The 16895-nt window shown below is 48.3% G+C and carries 18 protein-coding genes; 12 read left to right on the top strand and 6 right to left on the bottom strand.

Translation table 11 applies throughout. The features are described 5' to 3' along the window. Positions 1 to 34 precede the first annotated feature (34 nt). From truA to ACFW2W_RS04265, 8 genes are all read left to right on the top strand, one after another. A complete protein-coding gene (truA, locus tag ACFW2W_RS04300) occupies positions 35 to 886 on the top strand; it encodes a tRNA pseudouridine(38-40) synthase TruA (protein WP_378173802.1) in 852 nt (283 codons plus the stop codon). A gap of 101 nt (positions 887 to 987) precedes the next feature. Beyond that, entirely contained in the window at positions 988 to 1443 is a 456-nt protein-coding gene (rplM, locus tag ACFW2W_RS04295) for a 50S ribosomal protein L13 (RefSeq protein ID WP_378173799.1), read from the top strand. Next, positions 1443 to 1856 carry a 30S ribosomal protein S9 gene (gene rpsI, locus ACFW2W_RS04290; RefSeq protein ID WP_378173796.1) on the top strand — a complete coding sequence of 138 codons (414 nt, stop codon included), beginning with the start codon at positions 1443 to 1445 and terminating at the stop codon, positions 1854 to 1856. Before rplM ends, rpsI begins: the two co-directional genes overlap by 1 nt. Before the next feature lie 114 nt (positions 1857 to 1970). Then, on the top strand, positions 1971 to 2225 hold the full coding sequence (gene rpmE, locus ACFW2W_RS04285) for a 50S ribosomal protein L31 (protein ID WP_378173793.1): 255 nt from the start codon (positions 1971 to 1973) through the stop codon (positions 2223 to 2225). A 93-nt stretch (positions 2226 to 2318) separates the two neighbouring features. Then, positions 2319 to 3431, top strand: coding sequence for a peptide chain release factor 1 (prfA, locus tag ACFW2W_RS04280; protein ID WP_378173791.1), 1113 nt, complete (start codon positions 2319 to 2321; stop codon positions 3429 to 3431). A 569-nt stretch (positions 3432 to 4000) separates the two neighbouring features. Next, on the top strand, positions 4001 to 4501 hold the full coding sequence (locus ACFW2W_RS04275) for a hypothetical protein (RefSeq protein ID WP_378173788.1): 501 nt from the start codon (positions 4001 to 4003) through the stop codon (positions 4499 to 4501). After that, entirely contained in the window at positions 4473 to 4769 is a 297-nt protein-coding gene (locus tag ACFW2W_RS04270; protein ID WP_378173785.1) for a hypothetical protein, read from the top strand. The genes ACFW2W_RS04275 and ACFW2W_RS04270 overlap by 29 nt, the downstream gene beginning before the upstream one ends. 123 nt (positions 4770 to 4892) lie before the next feature. Next, the gene (locus tag ACFW2W_RS04265; protein ID WP_378173783.1) at positions 4893 to 6587 is read left to right on the top strand and encodes an ABC-F family ATP-binding cassette domain-containing protein; all 1695 of its coding nucleotides are present in this window, start codon (positions 4893 to 4895) and stop codon (positions 6585 to 6587) included. 45 nt (positions 6588 to 6632) lie between these two features. On the opposite strand, the gene ACFW2W_RS04260 is transcribed toward ACFW2W_RS04265, so the two are convergent. Continuing rightward, a complete protein-coding gene (locus tag ACFW2W_RS04260; protein ID WP_378173780.1) occupies positions 6633 to 7031 on the bottom strand; it encodes a hypothetical protein in 399 nt (132 codons plus the stop codon). Positions 7032 to 7224: 193 nt separating this feature from the next. Here ACFW2W_RS04260 and ACFW2W_RS04255 point away from each other — a divergent pair, with 193 nt between their 5' ends. From ACFW2W_RS04255 to ACFW2W_RS04240, 4 genes are all read left to right on the top strand, one after another. After that, complete coding sequence (locus ACFW2W_RS04255; protein WP_378173777.1) at positions 7225 to 7383, top strand: hypothetical protein; 159 nt, start codon at positions 7225 to 7227, stop codon at positions 7381 to 7383. 279 nt (positions 7384 to 7662) lie between these two features. Further along, entirely contained in the window at positions 7663 to 9261 is a 1599-nt protein-coding gene (gene gpmI / locus ACFW2W_RS04250; protein ID WP_378173775.1) for a 2,3-bisphosphoglycerate-independent phosphoglycerate mutase, read from the top strand. A gap of 97 nt (positions 9262 to 9358) precedes the next feature. Continuing rightward, complete coding sequence (gene secG, locus ACFW2W_RS04245; RefSeq protein ID WP_378173772.1) at positions 9359 to 9592, top strand: preprotein translocase subunit SecG; 234 nt, start codon at positions 9359 to 9361, stop codon at positions 9590 to 9592. A 23-nt stretch (positions 9593 to 9615) separates the two neighbouring features. Continuing rightward, complete coding sequence (locus tag ACFW2W_RS04240; RefSeq protein ID WP_378173769.1) at positions 9616 to 10602, top strand: peptidase; 987 nt, start codon at positions 9616 to 9618, stop codon at positions 10600 to 10602. A gap of 132 nt (positions 10603 to 10734) precedes the next feature. Here ACFW2W_RS04240 and ACFW2W_RS04235 read toward each other — a convergent pair whose 3' ends face one another. The 5 genes from ACFW2W_RS04235 to ACFW2W_RS04215 all read right to left on the bottom strand — a co-directional run bounded on the left by ACFW2W_RS04235 (position 10735) and on the right by ACFW2W_RS04215 (position 16818). After that, on the bottom strand, positions 10735 to 11925 hold the full coding sequence (locus ACFW2W_RS04235) for a glycosyltransferase family 4 protein (protein WP_378173766.1): 1191 nt from the start codon (positions 11923 to 11925) through the stop codon (positions 10735 to 10737). Positions 11926 to 12002: 77 nt separating this feature from the next. After that, the gene (locus tag ACFW2W_RS04230; RefSeq protein WP_378173763.1) at positions 12003 to 13679 is read right to left on the bottom strand and encodes an MFS transporter; all 1677 of its coding nucleotides are present in this window, start codon (positions 13677 to 13679) and stop codon (positions 12003 to 12005) included. A gap of 3 nt (positions 13680 to 13682) precedes the next feature. Then, on the bottom strand, positions 13683 to 14687 hold the full coding sequence (gene recO, locus ACFW2W_RS04225; RefSeq protein WP_378173760.1) for a DNA repair protein RecO: 1005 nt from the start codon (positions 14685 to 14687) through the stop codon (positions 13683 to 13685). Positions 14688 to 14772: 85 nt separating this feature from the next. Further along, the gene (gene deoC / locus ACFW2W_RS04220; protein WP_378173757.1) at positions 14773 to 15462 is read right to left on the bottom strand and encodes a deoxyribose-phosphate aldolase; all 690 of its coding nucleotides are present in this window, start codon (positions 15460 to 15462) and stop codon (positions 14773 to 14775) included. A 312-nt stretch (positions 15463 to 15774) separates the two neighbouring features. Then, a complete protein-coding gene (locus ACFW2W_RS04215; protein ID WP_378173754.1) occupies positions 15775 to 16818 on the bottom strand; it encodes a metal ABC transporter substrate-binding protein in 1044 nt (347 codons plus the stop codon). Between the last annotated feature and the right edge of the window lie 77 nt (positions 16819 to 16895).

The raw sequence follows: 16895 nt of genomic DNA, 5'->3' as shown, positions 1-16895 counted from the left end.
TTTAGAACTCAAAACTCACAACTCAAAGCTCATCATGTTAGAAGCCATGCCATTATCGACCCAGCGAGTTGCCCTGGTAATCCAATACCTGGGCACTCATTTTCATGGCTGGCAGCGGCAACCCAATGGGCGCACCGTGCAGGAAGAGATTGAAACAGTTCTGTCCAAGGTGCAGGAGCGACCTGTTACTCTACACGGTGCGGGGCGCACCGATAGCGGTGTCCATGCAGCAGCACAAGTGGCACATTTTGAGGCTACGGGTCCCATTCCGGCTGATAAGTGGGCGGCGATTCTTAATTCTCATCTGCCCGATGATATTCTGATTCGAGCCTCAGCTGCTGTGGGTTCAAACTGGCACGCTCGGTTTTCTGCGAACTGGCGTCGGTATCGATACACGATCTATACAGATCTCAAGCCAAACTTGTTTGTGCAGCCCTTCAGTTGGCATTATTATTATGCACCGCTAGATGAATCTTGCATCCAGGCAGCTTTAACCCCTTTGATAGGCAGCCACCATCTAGCTGCTTTTCACAGGGCGAATTCGGCGCGATCGCATTCCTGGGTGGATGTGCAGGCGGCAGAGTGCTACCGAGACGGCTCATTTATTCATATTGAGATTCAAGCCAACGGATTTTTGTATGGCATGGTGCGGCTGCTGGTGGGATTACTGGTACAGGTGGGAAGGAAAGAGCGATCGCCAGAAAGCTTTACCGAGTTGTGGGTAAACCAGCGCCGTCACGAAGTGAAGTACTCTGCACCCGCTCAAGGTCTGTGCCTGTTGCGAGTTGGCTACCCGGAGTTTCCCTTTCCCCCGGAAGTCTGGTTTGACACCCAGCCTAAGTTGGTCTTGCCGACTGTCACCACTGCCGAATATTGCCTAAGTTGAAAGGTTGAAGGTGAGAAGGTTGAAGGTTAAAAGGTTCTTCAACATTCAAAGCTCCAACTTACCAACTTTTGACTCACCCCTTGAAGCGTATAAAAAGAACCATGAACAAAACCCCCATCCCATCTCAAGACTCCATAGAACGCAATTGGTACGTCGTCGATGCCGCAGAGCAGCGTCTGGGCCGTCTGGCGAGTGAAATTGCCATGATTCTAAGAGGCAAAAACAAGCCCATCTTTACGCCCCATCTGGATACCGGCGATTTCGTGATCGTCGTCAATGCCGAAAAAGTAGTAGTCACGGGCAAAAAACGCACTCAAAAGCTCTATCGGAGACATTCGGGGCGTCCGGGCGGAATGAAGACTGAAACCTTTGCCAAGCTACAGGGCCGTATCCCAGAGCGGATTATCGAACAGGCCGTGCGCGGGATGCTGCCCAAGAGTTCTCTGGGGAAACAACTGTTCACCAAGCTGAAAGTTTATCCGGGACCATCCCATCCCCATGAATCTCAAAAACCCCAGGAAATCAAAATTCAAACAATTCCAGGAGGAGAAAGTTAATGCAAGCAGTAGAACAAAGTGGTCGAGTCGTGTACTGGGGAACAGGTCGCCGCAAGTCTTCCGTAGCAAGGGTTCGCTTGGTTCCCGGAAGCGGTCAGATGATTGTTAATGACCGACCGGGAGACAATTACTTCAATTACCAAGCGGCTTATCTGTCAGCAGCAAAAGCCCCCCTGGAAACCCTGGGTCTGGAAAATGAGTATGACATTCTGGTGAAAGCCCACGGCGGTGGATTAACCGGACAGTCTGATTCGATTCGGTTGGGAGTGGCGAGAGCCTTGTGCCAACTCGACCCGGACAATCGCCAGCCGCTGAAAAGCGAAGGTTATTTGACCCGCGATCCCAGAGCTAAAGAGCGGAAGAAATACGGCTTGCACAAAGCCCGGAAGGCTCCGCAGTACTCGAAGCGATAAAGAAGCGATCGCTTTTGAGTTGGTTATCGATGGTAGGTGCGAGGCAGACCTCGCACTCGCTAATGCTGGAAAGCTAGAATTTGTATAGGGACATTACCCAGTCGAGGAGCAATCATGGCAAAACAAGGAATTCATCCGCAGTGGTATCCAGAAGCAAAAGTTTACTGCAACGGAGAAGTGGTAATGACTGTCGGCTCAACACAACCAGAACTTCACGTTGATGTTTGGTCGGGCAACCACCCCTTTTACACCGGAACCCAGAAAATTATTGACACCGAAGGTCGGGTAGAGCGCTTCCTGCGGAAATACGGAATGTTGGAAACCAACCAAGCCCAAGGTGATGATTCGGGTTCCCAAGGCAAAAAGTAGCGGGTCGGCTTGCTCGTAGCGCGACCCACCTGTTGGGTCGAAGTTATTGATGATAAGCTTTCCTGCTGTTTTTGTGGAGCGATCGCATTTCCTATGGCTGAAACATACCTGCTGGAGAAATTAAATTCCGTTGAGCAAACCTTTAATGAGTTAACCCGCCGACTGGCAGATCCAGATACCGCCTCCAATCCAGATGAGTATCAACGGGTGGCAAAGGTTCGTTCCTCATTGGAGGAAGTTGTCAACACCTACGAAAGTTGGAAAACAACTCAGCAAAACTTGGTGGGCGCAAAACTCGTACATAAGGAATCTGCTAGCGATCCTGAGTTGCAGGAAATGGCAGCCTTGGAAGTGGAAGAACTGGAAAGCAAGCTAGAGCATTTGGAAATACGCCTCAAGATTTTACTTTTGCCCCGCGATCCCAATGATGACAAAAACATCATGCTGGAAATTCGTGCTGGCACAGGTGGAGATGAGGCGAGTATCTGGGCGGGCGATTTGGTGCGGATGTACTCGTACTACGCCCAAACTCAAAACTGGAAGATTAAGTTACTGGGCGAGTCGCGGGCAGAGTCGGGTGGTTTTAAAGAAGCCATCTTGGAAATCCAGGGCGACAACGTTTACAGCCAGCTAAAGTTTGAAGCTGGCGTCCATCGGGTACAACGGGTGCCAGTGACGGAAGCTGGAGGACGGGTTCACACCTCAACGGCAACAGTGGCGGTGATGCCAGAGGTGGATGATGTAGAGATACACATTGACCCGAAGGATATTGAAATGAGTACAGCTCGGTCTGGCGGTGCTGGCGGTCAAAATGTGAACAAGGTAGAAACTGCTGCCGACTTGTTCCACAAGCCGACGGGGATTCGGATTTTCTGTACCGAAGAGCGAAGTCAGTTGCAAAACAAAGAACGCGCTATGCAAATCCTCCGTGCCAAGCTTTACGAAATGAAGCTGCGCGAACAACAGGAAGCTGTTACCTCCATGCGGCGTTCTCAGGTAGGTACCGGCTCCCGTTCGGAAAAAATTCGCACTTACAATTACAAAGATAACCGTGTCACCGACCACCGCCTGAATCAGAACTACAGCCTTAACCCTGTTCTGCAAGGCGACCTGGAACATATTATTCAGGCTTGTATCTCTCAAGACCAGCAGGAACGCTTGGCAGAATTAGCCGCTTCCACTACTAACGCTGAGTCGCTTCATTAAGATCAGAGCTAAAGGTATCGAAAGACGCGATTAATCGCGTTTTTGCCATCCCGCACCCAGCCGACGTGTAAGCGGCTGGATTTTTTATGTCTTTTCATAATATCATCTCCGGTAAATTGCCCATCATTAGAGAAACCCACCTTGCCAGAGAATTAACAAACTTGCTCTCAGACGCGATCGCTTCAACAGCAGGACTTTTGCGTTCTATATCACTATCCGCAAGATGAAATTCTGGCAAAATTAGCTAAGGAACGGTTGTACCCTGCTGTTTTGCTCGAAAATCGGGATGGCAATCGCCCTTACCTAACAAAAAGCTGACTTTCCCCCCTATCTATCTGGGTTGGAAGTGAGAGCAGGATGAATCCAACTGTTCAAAAGCCTTATTTTCTTGTATTTTATTCTTATTAGAGAGATATGAATAATTACTCATATATTATTAATAACACTATTAAGTCAAGTTTCTCTAACTTTAGGCTCAAGTAAAACGGATGTAAAAATAGACTCGTCTAAATTAATTGAAAAAACTGCTTTAAAGGCTTGTATAAATAGCGTTGACCAGAGGTGCCGAGATGTCAAACAATAATAATCAAGCTTCGGATTGGAATTACGATCCAAACGATCCCTATTCTCCAATTTACTATAAGGGAGCCGTCGTTGGATTTATAAAACCAGAATATGCCCTCCGAATCGTTGATTTTCTCGATGAAGATGAAAGGCTACGCAAAGCTCTCAAAATGGCTTGTTTTGACTTGATAACTGAGGCGGGGGGCGATACGAATAGAGTTGATATTCTAATGAAAAAATATATTGCAAGCACCGAACGTCCTAGATATGGATCGGCGGCGATCGCCTTGCTATTAAGGGATAGACAAGATGAACTTGATATTAGTGATAAAGAATTTGCCCGGTTCTGCGATTCTTATCGATTGTCTTGGAAAGAGCTGAAAGAAATTTTTCTAGGAAAAGAAATTAACGATAATCAGCTAGGACCAATTGCACGAATCGTAGGAAAATCCATTGAAGAGTTGATTGAAGTGAGGGATGGGCCAATTCCCAGAGGCGATCGCTAATGCGAGTAAGCGGGCGGAATTAAATACAACTTGTTATTTGGGAAATTTGGGACTAGATAAAATTTCCCAATCTTTAATCACTATCCTGAATCAAAGAATACCAGTAGTTGTTGTTTGCGCTTACCGACTTATAACAAAAGCGCCTGAAGTGATAGGCGAGAAGAAGGACTCAGGTAATCCAAAATCAGCCTTCCCATCGGTACACCTAGAGAAAGACGATCGCGATCTGGGATCTTCAACCTGCCTCCCAACAGTTGCCAGTTTCTAATTTAGAATTAAATTTTGTTAAGATAAACTGGACTCTAGCGATCGCCTGACGGACTTACTGGCAATACCAACTGACATCCGTCAAATAATTCGCTCATCCCCTCAGCATCCTTGGAGACTCTTGATGTTACGACTTGAACATATCAGCAAAATTTACGCGACCGGCGAAGTTCTCAAGGATGTCAGCTGGGAAGTCAAACCGGGCGATCGCATTGGCTTAGTCGGCGTTAACGGTGCCGGAAAATCGACTCAGCTCAAAATTATTGCCGGGGAGATTGAACCCACTGCTGGGGAAGTGATTCGTCCTGCCAATTTGCACATTGCCTACCTGACTCAAGAATTTGAGGTAGATCCTACGCGCACTGTGCGAGAAGAACTTTGGACGGTCTTCAAAGAAGCCAACCAAGTGCAGCACTCTCTGGCGCAGGTGCAGCGAGACATGGAAACTGCCAATCCAGAGGAACTAGATCGACTGATCCACAAATTGGATCGGCTACAGCGGCAGTTTGAAGCGTTGGATGGCTATGGGTTAGACGCACGGATTGAGAAGATGTTGCCAGAGATGGGGTTTGTGCCAGAAGATGGCGATCGCCTCGTTAGTGCTTTCAGCGGCGGTTGGCAGATGCGGATGAGTTTGGGCAAAATCTTACTCCAAAAACCCGATTTATTACTGCTGGATGAACCAACTAACCACCTGGATCTAGAAACCATTGAGTGGCTGGAAACCTATCTCAAAGGGCTGAAAACCCCGATTGTGATAGTATCCCACGACCGGGAATTTCTCGACCGCCTTTGCACCCAAATTGTAGAAACAGAACGCGGCATTTCTACCACCTACTTAGGCAACTATTCGGCTTATTTACAACAAAAAGCGGAAAACCAAGAAGCCCAACTCAGCGCCTACGAACGTCAGCAAAAAGAACTAGAAAAACAGCAAGTCTTTGTTGACCGTTTCCGTGCCAGTGCTACCCGCAGCACCCAAGCAAAAAGCCGCGAGAAACAACTAGAAAAAATTGAGCGGATTGAAGCACCGGCTGGGGGATTAAGGACTCTGCGCTTCCGTTTTCCCGACGCTCCCCGCAGTGGTCGTGAGGTAGTGGAAATCAATAATTTGGTGCATACTTACGACGATAAAATTCTATTTTTGGATGCGAATCTGTTAATGGAACGAGGCGATCGCATTGCCTTCCTCGGCCCGAACGGTGCTGGCAAATCTACTCTATTGCGTCTAATTATGGGCATGGAAAAACCTACCGAAGGCTCAGTTCAATTAGGCGCTCACAACGTTATTCCTGGGTATTTCGAGCAAAATCAGGCGGAAGCGTTGGATCTTTCTAGAACTGTCATGGAAACTATCCATGATGAAGTACCTGAATGGAAAAATGAGGAAGTTCGCACGCTTCTAGGACGTTTCTTGTTCAGCGGTGACACCGTATTTAAAAAGGTTGAGGCTCTTAGCGGAGGTGAAAAAGCTCGTCTGGCGTTAGCAAAAATGCTCTTGCGTCCAGTTAATTTAATGATTTTGGACGAGCCTACTAACCACCTGGATATTCCAGCTAAAGAAATGTTGGAAGAGGCAATCCAAAACTATGAGGGTACAGTGATTTTAGTCTCCCACGACCGTTATTTTATTTCCAAAGTTGCCAATAAAATTGTCGAGATCCGCGATGGAGAATTCCGCCTGTATCGAGGAGATTACCATTACTATCTAGACAAAATTGCTGAGGAAAAAGAACAGGCAAGATTAGATGCGATCGCTGCTGATAAAGCTGCCAAGAAAGCTGCTAAAGCTGCTAAGGAATCAAGCAAACGCAAATAACACAAATAAATTAGTGGGGTGGGTAATGCCCACCCTACAGTTTGTTTAGAGAATATCAAACTTAGGTAAATCAAGCTGATTATTCGCAGCTAATTCTCTCAACTTTTTATCCAAAAGAATATAGTCATTTCGGGTCTTAACTCTAGCAAATTGACTATTCAACTCCTTGATTTCTAAATTGCTTAGATGAGGAGAACAGATAGATATTGCTTGCTTAATATGGGCTATAGCATTCTCTTTATACCAAATATTAGCGGATTCAGATATTATCGAACCAAAGCAAAACAACGCTAAAATTCCAAATATAAATGTATATTTAAGATCATGGGTAACAACACTGTACATTAAATAAGGTTGGCAATAAAGAAACATCGTAATTGAAACAGAGAAAGTAAGCTTACAAACAAATCCTTTAGCTATATCTTGGTAGGTTTTGTTATTCATTTATAAGATTCCTCCCACAATTATTGTTCAGTGCGCTTGATGGGTGGGTACGTTAAGCGATCGCTAACACACCGTATATATTTTATGACTACCGCATAAAATCAGGATTTTCCCAATTACCTCCTTTGCGTTACTCTGCGTAAACCTTTGCATCCTTTGCGTTAAAAAATAGATAAACTCCTCCCCTAGAGGGATGCAAGCTAAAATAGTGGAACAGTTGCCTAAGTCAGGGTGGGGAAATTGTTTTGTTTTTATGACATACCACAGTCGAACTATTTGCAAAGCCAAGAAACCAGCGTGTAACGCTTGTGTAGTGACAGACTTGGGTCCCAGTTGCGTTCAGGTGGGTTAACAGACCAAACCTCGTAAACGCGATAAGTTATGCACAGTATAGGATACGTGACTTGTAAAACCACTGGCGATCGCATCCTGCATTAAGCAATTCTCAGCGTGCGATCGCTTCCTCCCCGGACCCTGTAAAAAAACAGTCATCTCATCTAAAGAGAATTGCTGTGCTGTCCCAGGGAAAAAAACCAAAAAAGCTGACAGGAGCTGCTAAAAATAACACTGCGAGTACAAAGGGCGATGATATCATGACGGAGAAATTACTGAAAACAAAGGGCAATTGAGTATGGCGCAAGCACCTGTCTCTCCCGTGGTGCTAGTCATTCTAGACGGCTGGGGGTACCGCGAAGAAACCGATGGAAACGCCATAGCCGCCGCTAACACACCTGTAATGGATAGCCTCTGGGCAGTCTATCCCCACACACTCATCTATACCTCCGGCAAGGCTGTAGGGTTGCCAGAAGGTCAGATGGGTAACTCAGAAGTGGGTCATCTCAACATTGGTGCTGGTCGGGTTGTACCGCAAGAATTAGTTCGCATCTCAGACGCCGTGGAAGACGGTAGTTTACTGAGCAATCCCGCATTGGTGCAAGTCTGTCAGGAAGTCAAGAGTCGGGGTAGTAAGCTTCACCTAGTTGGGCTTTGTTCCGAAGGTGGGGTGCATTCTCATCTGGCGCATCTTCTAGGATTACTGGATTTAGCGAAAGCACAAGAGATTTCCTCGGTTTGTATCCACGCGATCGCCGATGGGCGCGATACCTATCCCCATGAGGGTGTGGAGGCAATTCAGAAGATTCAAGACCACATTGACCAGATTGGGGTCGGACGCATTGTCACCCTCAGCGGTCGCTACTACGCAATGGATCGAGACCATCGGTGGGATCGGGTTAAACGCGCCTACGATGTGATGACCCAGGATGGCTTGGGAGATGGTCGCTCGGCGCGGGAAGTTTTGCAGGCTTCCTATGCTGAAAATGTCACAGATGAATTTATCAACCCAACCCGGATTGCTCCTGGAGCTGTGGAAGCGGGGGATGGTGTCATTTTCTTTAACTTCCGACCCGACAGATCCAGACAACTTACTCAAGCCTTAGTGTCTCCCGGCTTTAAGAGCTTTGAACGACAGCACATCCAGCCGCTGAGCTTCGTCACTTTTACTCAGTACGAACCGAATTTGCCAGTTTTGGTGGCTTTTGAACCCCAGAACCTGAGTAACATCCTGGGAGAAGTCATTGCCAATCGCGGACTGCGCCAGTTTCGGACTGCTGAAACAGAGAAATACGCCCACGTTACTTATTTCTTCAACGGCGGTCGGGAACAACCTTTTGAAGGGGAAGACCGGGAACTGGTACCGAGTCCAATGGTTGCAACCTATGACCAAGCACCGGAGATGTCAGCAGCAGCGGCGACGGATGTAGCGATCGCTGCCGTTGAAAAACGCATTTACTCCTTCATGGTCATCAACTACGCCAACCCAGACATGGTAGGGCATACGGGTCAGATGGAACCCACGATTCAAGCACTGGAAACGGTAGACCGATGTTTGGGACGCCTTCTGGAAAGCATCAATAAGGCGGGTGGCACGGCGATAATCATTGCCGACCACGGGAACGCTGAATATATGCAGGATAAAGAAGGCAACCCTTGGACGGCTCACACAACCAACCCCGTGCCCTTTATCCTGGTGGAAGGGGAAGGGTTAAAAATTCCCGGCTATGGTACTGAAGTGACTTTGCGAAGTGATGGACGTTTGTCGGACATGGCACCGACGATTCTGGAAATCTTAAAGCTGCCACAGCCACTAGAGATGACGGGTCGTTCGATGCTGGTTCCTCTGGAATTTGATGTCCGCGCCAATCGCACACCCGTGCGAGTTTCTCTGTAAGTTGCTAATCCTTAATAGCTAATTGCATTTTGCTGACAATTAGCTATTAAGGATTAGCAATTAACGATTTTTGAAAACTGACACCTAACAACAAACTATGAATCTATATAGCATCCTCCAAATTATATGGGCACTGTCTTCCATCATTCTGATTGTTTTAGTGCTGCTACATAGTCCTAAGGGAGATGGCATTGGGGGGATTGGCGGACAGGCTCAGCTGTTTACCAGCACCAGGAGTGCAGAAACAGCGCTGAACCGAGTAACCTGGATATTCACTGTCATTTTTCTGGGCTTGACGGTGATTTTGAGCATGGATCGGTTATGGCGATAGCATCAAATCGTGATGCATTATAAATGATGAGTTTTGAGTTAAAAAGTGGGAAAGTTGAAAAGGCGAAACCATCAAACTTTCAAACTCTTAAACAAAGCCTACAGAACCGCCTGCGACATCCAAACTCTTTTCAAAACTCAAAACGATTCATCAGGGTGGGAATCGCGATCGCTACTTGCTTGTTGGCGGTTTTAGTCCATTTTCAGATGGTGGACGCTGGCGATGTTTGGGCATCTGAAATGTCACGCCAGTTATCTGCAACCTCCCTCCCGCCACCCCAAGCGCACGTCCTACCGCCGACACTATTGCAATGGCAAGATACCAGCAACAGTGGTGATTACTTCTCTCAGGTGAAGCCTACCCCCGTTGGCTATCTGGTTTGGTCGCAGTTTCCGGTTAAGGTGTACGTAGAGAGACCAGAAACTTCCACCGTCAGCCAACAGTGGGCAATTGCTGTGTTAAAAGCCGTGCAGGAATGGGGCGTTTATTTGCCCCTCCAGGTGGTCGAGCAGGCAGAGATGGCTGATATCAAGATCGGGCGATCGCTTCCTCCCCTCAAGCCATCCTTCAACCGCCGCACCGGGGAATTTCATCTGCCTCGCGCTCGTTCTGCTGAAACCCGCTATGAATTCTACCTGAACCAAGTGATAGGCACCCCATCTGTGCTTTCCCATCGATTTACGATCCAACTTAGTCCTACTCAAACCGGCGACTATATTCAATCAGCTGCCCGTCACGAACTGGGGCACGCATTGGGGATCTGGGGGCACAGTCCTTTAGAAACAGACGCCCTGTATTTTTCCCAGGTGCGTAATCCTCCCCCGATTTCTTCGAGAGACATCAACACCCTCAAGCGGATCTACGAGCAGCCAACGCGACTGGGATGGCCTTTGCCAAATACCACCCAAAGCCACCTCAAGCGTAGCGTATTGGCTAATAGGCTCATCGTGCCATCTAGGCGTGCAGTGGTGGGGCTAGGGGGCACCTGCAAGCCGTCAATCACTTGCTAGATGGTTCGGAGTATAACTGAACACGGCGTATTTGTTGCCTTTGTGTTCGACTGGAAGTTATGCCGTTTCTCTCATTAAGAACGGAAATCGGGAATCAGAAAACAATCCGCGATTACCCCTTCAGAATTACGATTAGCTGATTTTTGTTCTACCTTGATAACGCCAATCACTCAACTGGACTCGCCGCTCCTCTAGCAACTTAGTATAAAGTTTTACTAATTGCTCGATGTTGCGGCTGAGGGTGTATCGCTCTACAACCCTAGCGATCGCTTTTTGTCCCAGTCGCTTTGTAAACTCCGGGTTGCCTCTTAACACAGGCAGTAGGGTTCGCAACTGCCCAGCTACCCCTTGAGTTCTGAGAATTATCCCAGCGTCTCCCTCCAACGGCTTCCCCTCCAAAACTTCGCCATCAGCACCGGCATCGGTGGCTACACAGGCGACGCCACAAGCCATTGCTTCTAGTAAGGAGAGTGAAAGCCCTTCCACCAGAGAAGGCAGAATAAACACATCGGCTCCCCGCAAAATTTCGATTCGCCGTTGCTCATCCGGTTCGGTTCCCCACCAGATGATGCCGTATTCTGAGTCATAAAAAGGCTCTAAAGACGGTTTCAAAGGCCCATCGCCGACAATTAATAACTTGCACTCCGGCCCCATTTCTGACTCTTTCCAGCCTCGGAGCATTGCTTCCACATTTTTTTCTGTGGCAATTCGACCCTGGTAGACAAATAGACGCTTAGCGTTTAATTCAGATTTGATGTTAGAAGGTCCTGGACAATACTTCTGGACATCAACGCCATTGGGAATCACGGCTACCTTTGACGCCGCGACTCCCAGTCGTGCTAGTAAATCCCGCTGAACTTGAGAAAAGATAATTGTTCGGTCGTAATATGCCAGGAAAGGCGCATACAGCTGATAAGTCAGGAGTTGAGTCCCTGATTTGAGATTGCGTCGCTTTCCATCAAAGGGGGTATGGAAGGTGGCAACCAGAGGTAAATTCAGTTCTTCGCAGATTTCCGGCAGCAGGAAGTCCAGAGGTGATAGGGTGAGCGAGGCGTGTACCACGTCTGGCTTTAGCTCTTCGAGCGATCGCATCAAGACTTTGCTCGATCTCAGCGTCGGGATCGTGTAAACCTGGGACTTGTACAGGAAAGGCAGAGAGACTTCCTCGCATCCAGGCCAAGTCTGGAGGTCAGATTCTTCGTCTAGGGCAAAGTGGAGGAAGCTAACTCGATGGCCCTGATCTAACAACGCATTGGTAACTTCTCGACTGTAGGTGACATTGCCGCAAAAGGGTGATTTTTTTCCGAGCCAGGCTATGTGCATTTTCTAAGAGTTTTGAGTTTTTAGTTTTGAGTTTTGAGTTATGAGTTAATCATTCAAAACTCGTGATTCAAAACTCATCACTTTTCTTTTCCTGTACCGGAAATATACCAGGTTAGGAGTCCTCCTGCGATCGCGATCGCTGCTAAACCCAGAAATACTGCCTGTAACCCCAAAATCGTCTCTGCAACGCCTGCTAAGGCTAAAGGCAGGCTTAGAGCAATATTAATGACGTTGTTTTGTAACCCAAAGACTTTCCCTCGCATTTGGTCGGGGGTTTCTGCTTGGATGGTCGTCTGCATCGGGATAGCCACCATCGACCCGAAAAAGCCCAAAAGCGTTGTCAACAGGAACGCCAGCAATAGATGTTTCGTAAACAATCCCAGACCAACCAGAGATGCCGCCGTTCCCATAGAACCATAGAGGCTGAGCCGATTATGGGAGAACCGCTGCCCAAAGTGCCCCAGAACCGTCGCCCCCCCAGCCATACCAACCCCGCCAGCCGCTAGTAAAAAGCCGAACTGAGAGGATTTCAAGCCAGGGATTACTTCTGCCATCCGCACGGCCAGAACCGACAGCGCCGCAAAGACTGAAAATAAAATTACCAGTTGGATCAGAGCATTGCGGACGCGGCGTTGTTCTTTTAGGTAACGCAGTCCGTCGCGCAGGTCTTCCCAAACGTGGGGTGAATCTTGTTCGGGGTCGTTAGTTTTTTCCCCAGTGCGGAGGAAGAGCAACAGCAATCCCGCGATCGCATAACTGCTACCCACCACCAATTCTTTGCCAATGTCCGCCCCCACACCCAAGCGTCCCACCAGGGTGTCGGCAATTCCCAGTAACGGCTCTCCTACGGCAAATCCCACGATCACCGAAGCCATCATTGTCATCGTGTACAGCGAGTTCGCCGAAAGCAGATGATGGCGTCCCACGACCAGCGGAATCACTGACTGCTCGGCGGGGGCAAAAAACTGCGTCAGCGTAGAAATCAGAAACGTTAATCCCAGCAGAATGCAGAATCCCACCGGCAACCCTCCCAGAGTTGACCAGCCATGCGAGATCCACAGCAGCGGCGGCACCGCCAAAACCAGTGCCCCCCGCAGCAGGTTCGTTGCCACTAGCACTGCCTTCTTAGGCCACCGATCTACAAACACACCCGCAACTGAACCAAACAGCACGGCGGGAATCGTAAATGCCATCATGATCGCCGATACCCACACGCTGATCGTCTGATCGGGTGCTTGAAAGTGAGTCGCAATCAATGCAATCACTAGCACCAGATACACCTTATCCGCTATCTGCGAGAAAACTTGACCACCCCACAGCGCCAGGAAGTTACGGTTTTTTAAAACCGGCAAAAACCCTTGTGCTTCCTCCGTTGCTGCCTCATCGACAACCAGACTGGACGGTGAGGCGCTGTGGCTCAACCCCTCACCGGAGGGATCGTCTGTTTCTGTATCTATCTTTGGGGTTACAGCATCGTCCACTGGGGAGTGGGGGAAAGAAATCGCCGGGCGAACCTTTTCCCATTCAGAGGTTTGAGGGGGTGTCAAGCGCTCGTCAGACAAGGGGCGCGATGTGGTAGGTGTTGACGATCCAGTAAAAGCAGGGTGGGGGCGCTCGGAAGCGGGAACATTGAGTCCGGAAGAGCGAGGAAATTTTCCTTCCTCCGTCCACCGTTCGCCGTCCTCAATTCTCTGTCTAGACTGACTTAGAGACAAACTTCGCGCTTGTAGATCGGAATCATACCGTTGCATCATGGTTCAGGATAAATTCAGCTGGGACGAGAAACAAGCATCCATCAAAGCCGCAGAGCGAATTGACCGACCAAAGTGATACTGGACGTACTGACGTAAGAGTTGCTCTACTGAAACCCAAGCGGCGTCTTCGGAAGGATGAGGGATGAGGGATGTTGGATGAATTAATTCTTCATTGCTCTTTCTGCTCTGGGGTAGCTCTGGCTGAGCCAGCTGCTGTAGCAGCGCCAGCTCGACGGCGTTCAGTTTGGTGTTCAGCATCAGGGGTGTTTGTGGATGAACAACCGTTTGGTAGTTCCCACTGGGTTCCTCTGGTATTGTGCCTTGATCTTGAGGTGAAAAGCCGATGGCTGTAGGCGAGAATTTCTCTACTGCCAAATTGCCTTTTGCTGTACTACCAGAAGTGCGCGATCGCGCTTCGGCTTGCAGGCGTTCTAATGCTGGTAAACTCACCGTTCCACCGGCAGCAGTACTAAACCCAACCCGCCAGTCTGGATCGGTAAATTCCGGCATCAGGGGATGCCGCGAGACACAACAATGTTGAACCTGAGGCGCAACGCCAGCCAAAGCCATCAGGTGAAACACGCCGTGGGTTAAGTGAGCTAAAACCAGAGCAGCGCTGTTGGCAGGCAATCGCTCTAACCGATGCAGATGTTCGTTGAGCAACTCATACAGTTCCATTTGCGGCTGGTCGCTCAACGCCTGACAGAGAACCACTTCCGCCAGGTATTGGCTGGCTGTCAGTTTTTGGAGATCCTGACTTAAGCCGGGGTAAGATTCTAGCGTCTCTGCTTGAGTAATTTTATCGAGCGATCGCCCTTTGGCAATCAGTAGCTCATTCACTACAAACAAAGCACTCCTTCCACCTAGCTTTGAGTGGTGCTTGCGTGCCCCCGGTGCCACAGCCCGAATCAAACCAAATTCAGTCGTCAAAATCGTTAGCAGCCGGTCAGACTCGCCCAGCGCCATACTCTTTAGATTGATTCCGGTTGCTTTGTAAGTTCGACTCATGACGTAGGGTAATTGGTCAAGAGGTGATGGGTAATTGGTCAAGAGGTAATTGGTCAAGAGTTAGCGACTCATTCCCGATTACCCATTACCGATTCCCCTTTCCCTCCTTCTCCAGCGTATCGCGCTGACGAAGCAGATCGGGACCGTGCGACGTGCCTAACCGCGTCGCTCCTGCCATGATTAACTCCAAGGCTTGCTCAGGGGTTCGGATTCCCCCCGATGCTTTAATGCCCACCCGTTCTCGTGCTACTTCTTTCAAAAGTTGGATATCCGCTACTGTGGCACCCCCAAACAAACCAGTGCTGGTTTTTAAAAATGCCACTCCTGCATCCATACATATTTCCGCTGCCAGTCGTTTCTCTGCATCTGTCAGGCGGGTGGTTTCCAAAATTGCCTTGACGATTTGATCCGTTTCACAAATTTCCGCAATTTCCCGATGTAGTTCCTCAGTCTTCCCAATTTTCAACCAACCCTGGTTGATGACAACATCCAATTCCACCGCCCCATTTTCGACGGCTTCTTGGGCTTCGTAGAGCTTAACCGCCGATGTTGTCGCTCCAGAGGGAAAACCGATGACTGTACAGACTTTCGGCTGTTTGCCTTTGAGAAGCTCAGCCGCTTGCCGCACGTATGCCGGATAGACGCACACTGCCGCGAACTGAAACCTGTCAGCCTCTTCACACCACTGCTTAACCTGCTCTGGAGTTGCCGTTGGATTTAGCAGCGCATGATCGATCAATGGAGCAATATCAATATTTGGCTGAGTGACAGCCATTGCTTCTCCTCTCGCTCACCTTACCTATTGTTAAGTTTTATCAGATATTTAAGCAAAATTAAACAAAAGATCGCGGAATCTTTACAGGTTAGTCTGTAGCTTTGACCTTTAATGTAGAAAGATTATATACTTTGAGTCTTAGCTTATTTGAAGGAATTTTGGAACCTTGTCCCGATAATAAGGCAGTTAAGTTTAAAGTGTAAGCTTTAGAGCGATCGCTTTTTGTAACATACTCTAGCTTCAGTTTGATGCAGGTGAGGATAGGGAAGCGATCGCTCTTTATCTTGATTGACGCTAGTTAATCTAAACAGCTTATTTCTTCGGTGTCTTTGCTCCCTCAAATGGCGTGTATTTACCCCCCAAAGCTTCCACAATAGTGCGGGTATTCGCAACCATCATATTAATATAAGAATCTCCATCGCTACCAGCAGCACCAATCGAGTCAGAATAGAGTTGGCGTGGGGCTAATTTTACTCCAGATTCCTCTGCTACCGTCTTAATCAAAGCTGGGTTAATCGTTGTTTCTGCAAAAATCGCCGGTACAGTTGCCGCCTTCACAGATTCTACTAATCGCTGTACTGTTTGGGCACTGGGTTGTTCTTCCGTACTGATGCCAATCAAAGTGCCAGCAACGGGAATGCTGTAGGCACGAGCATAATATTGAAAAGCGTCGTGGGTTGTTACTAATTTGCGCTTATTTTCTGGGATAGTTTTAATTTCCTGGGTAATCCAACCATCCAGTTGTTTTAATTCACCCGTTAGCTGTGCCGCATTCTGAGTAAATTTCTCTCTGTCTTCGGGTAATAGCTCAATCAAGGCGTCACGAATGGCATCTACCATTTGAATGACATTATCAACATCGCCCCAAACATGGGGATCTGGCACCACTTCTCTGCCTTTATCCAGTTGCAAAGGCTTCACGGCTTCCCCCACAGCAACTTTGCGAATCTCGCCGCCGGTTGCGTTCATCAGCTTAATCAGCCCTGGTTCGAGGTTGTAGCCGTTATACAGAATCAGGTTCGCTTTCTCCAAAGCCTGACTATCTTGGGGCACAGGTTCATAAACGTGGGGATCAGTTCCCGGTTTGAGGATTCCTTGGAGCTGAATTTCGTCTCCCGCCACCTTTGCAGCCAAGTCTTCAATGATGGTACTGGTGGCAACTACATTAGGTTTGCCGTTGGCAATTGGATTCGCACGATTTGAGTTTGGCTGGGTACAGCTGAATAAGGCAAAAGGCAAGAGTATTCCCAGGCAAAGGCTAGAAACCAGAGCTAGAGGATTCCCAGATTTTGCTTGGGAACCAGGGCAAAAATAACTTTCTTTTGCCTTTCGGTAGAGTCTAGGGTGCTGTACCATCAATTTCACCTATCTTTCAGATTATTTCTCTTTATAGATGTTTTCATATTCTTTTCATTATTAGAGTAATCTAAAAA

Source organism: Coleofasciculus sp. H7-2, assembly GCF_042747725.1.
Classification (GTDB): Bacteria; Cyanobacteriota; Cyanobacteriia; order Cyanobacteriales; family FACHB-T130; genus FACHB-T130.
This window is presented reverse-complemented; position numbering and strand designations above follow the sequence as displayed.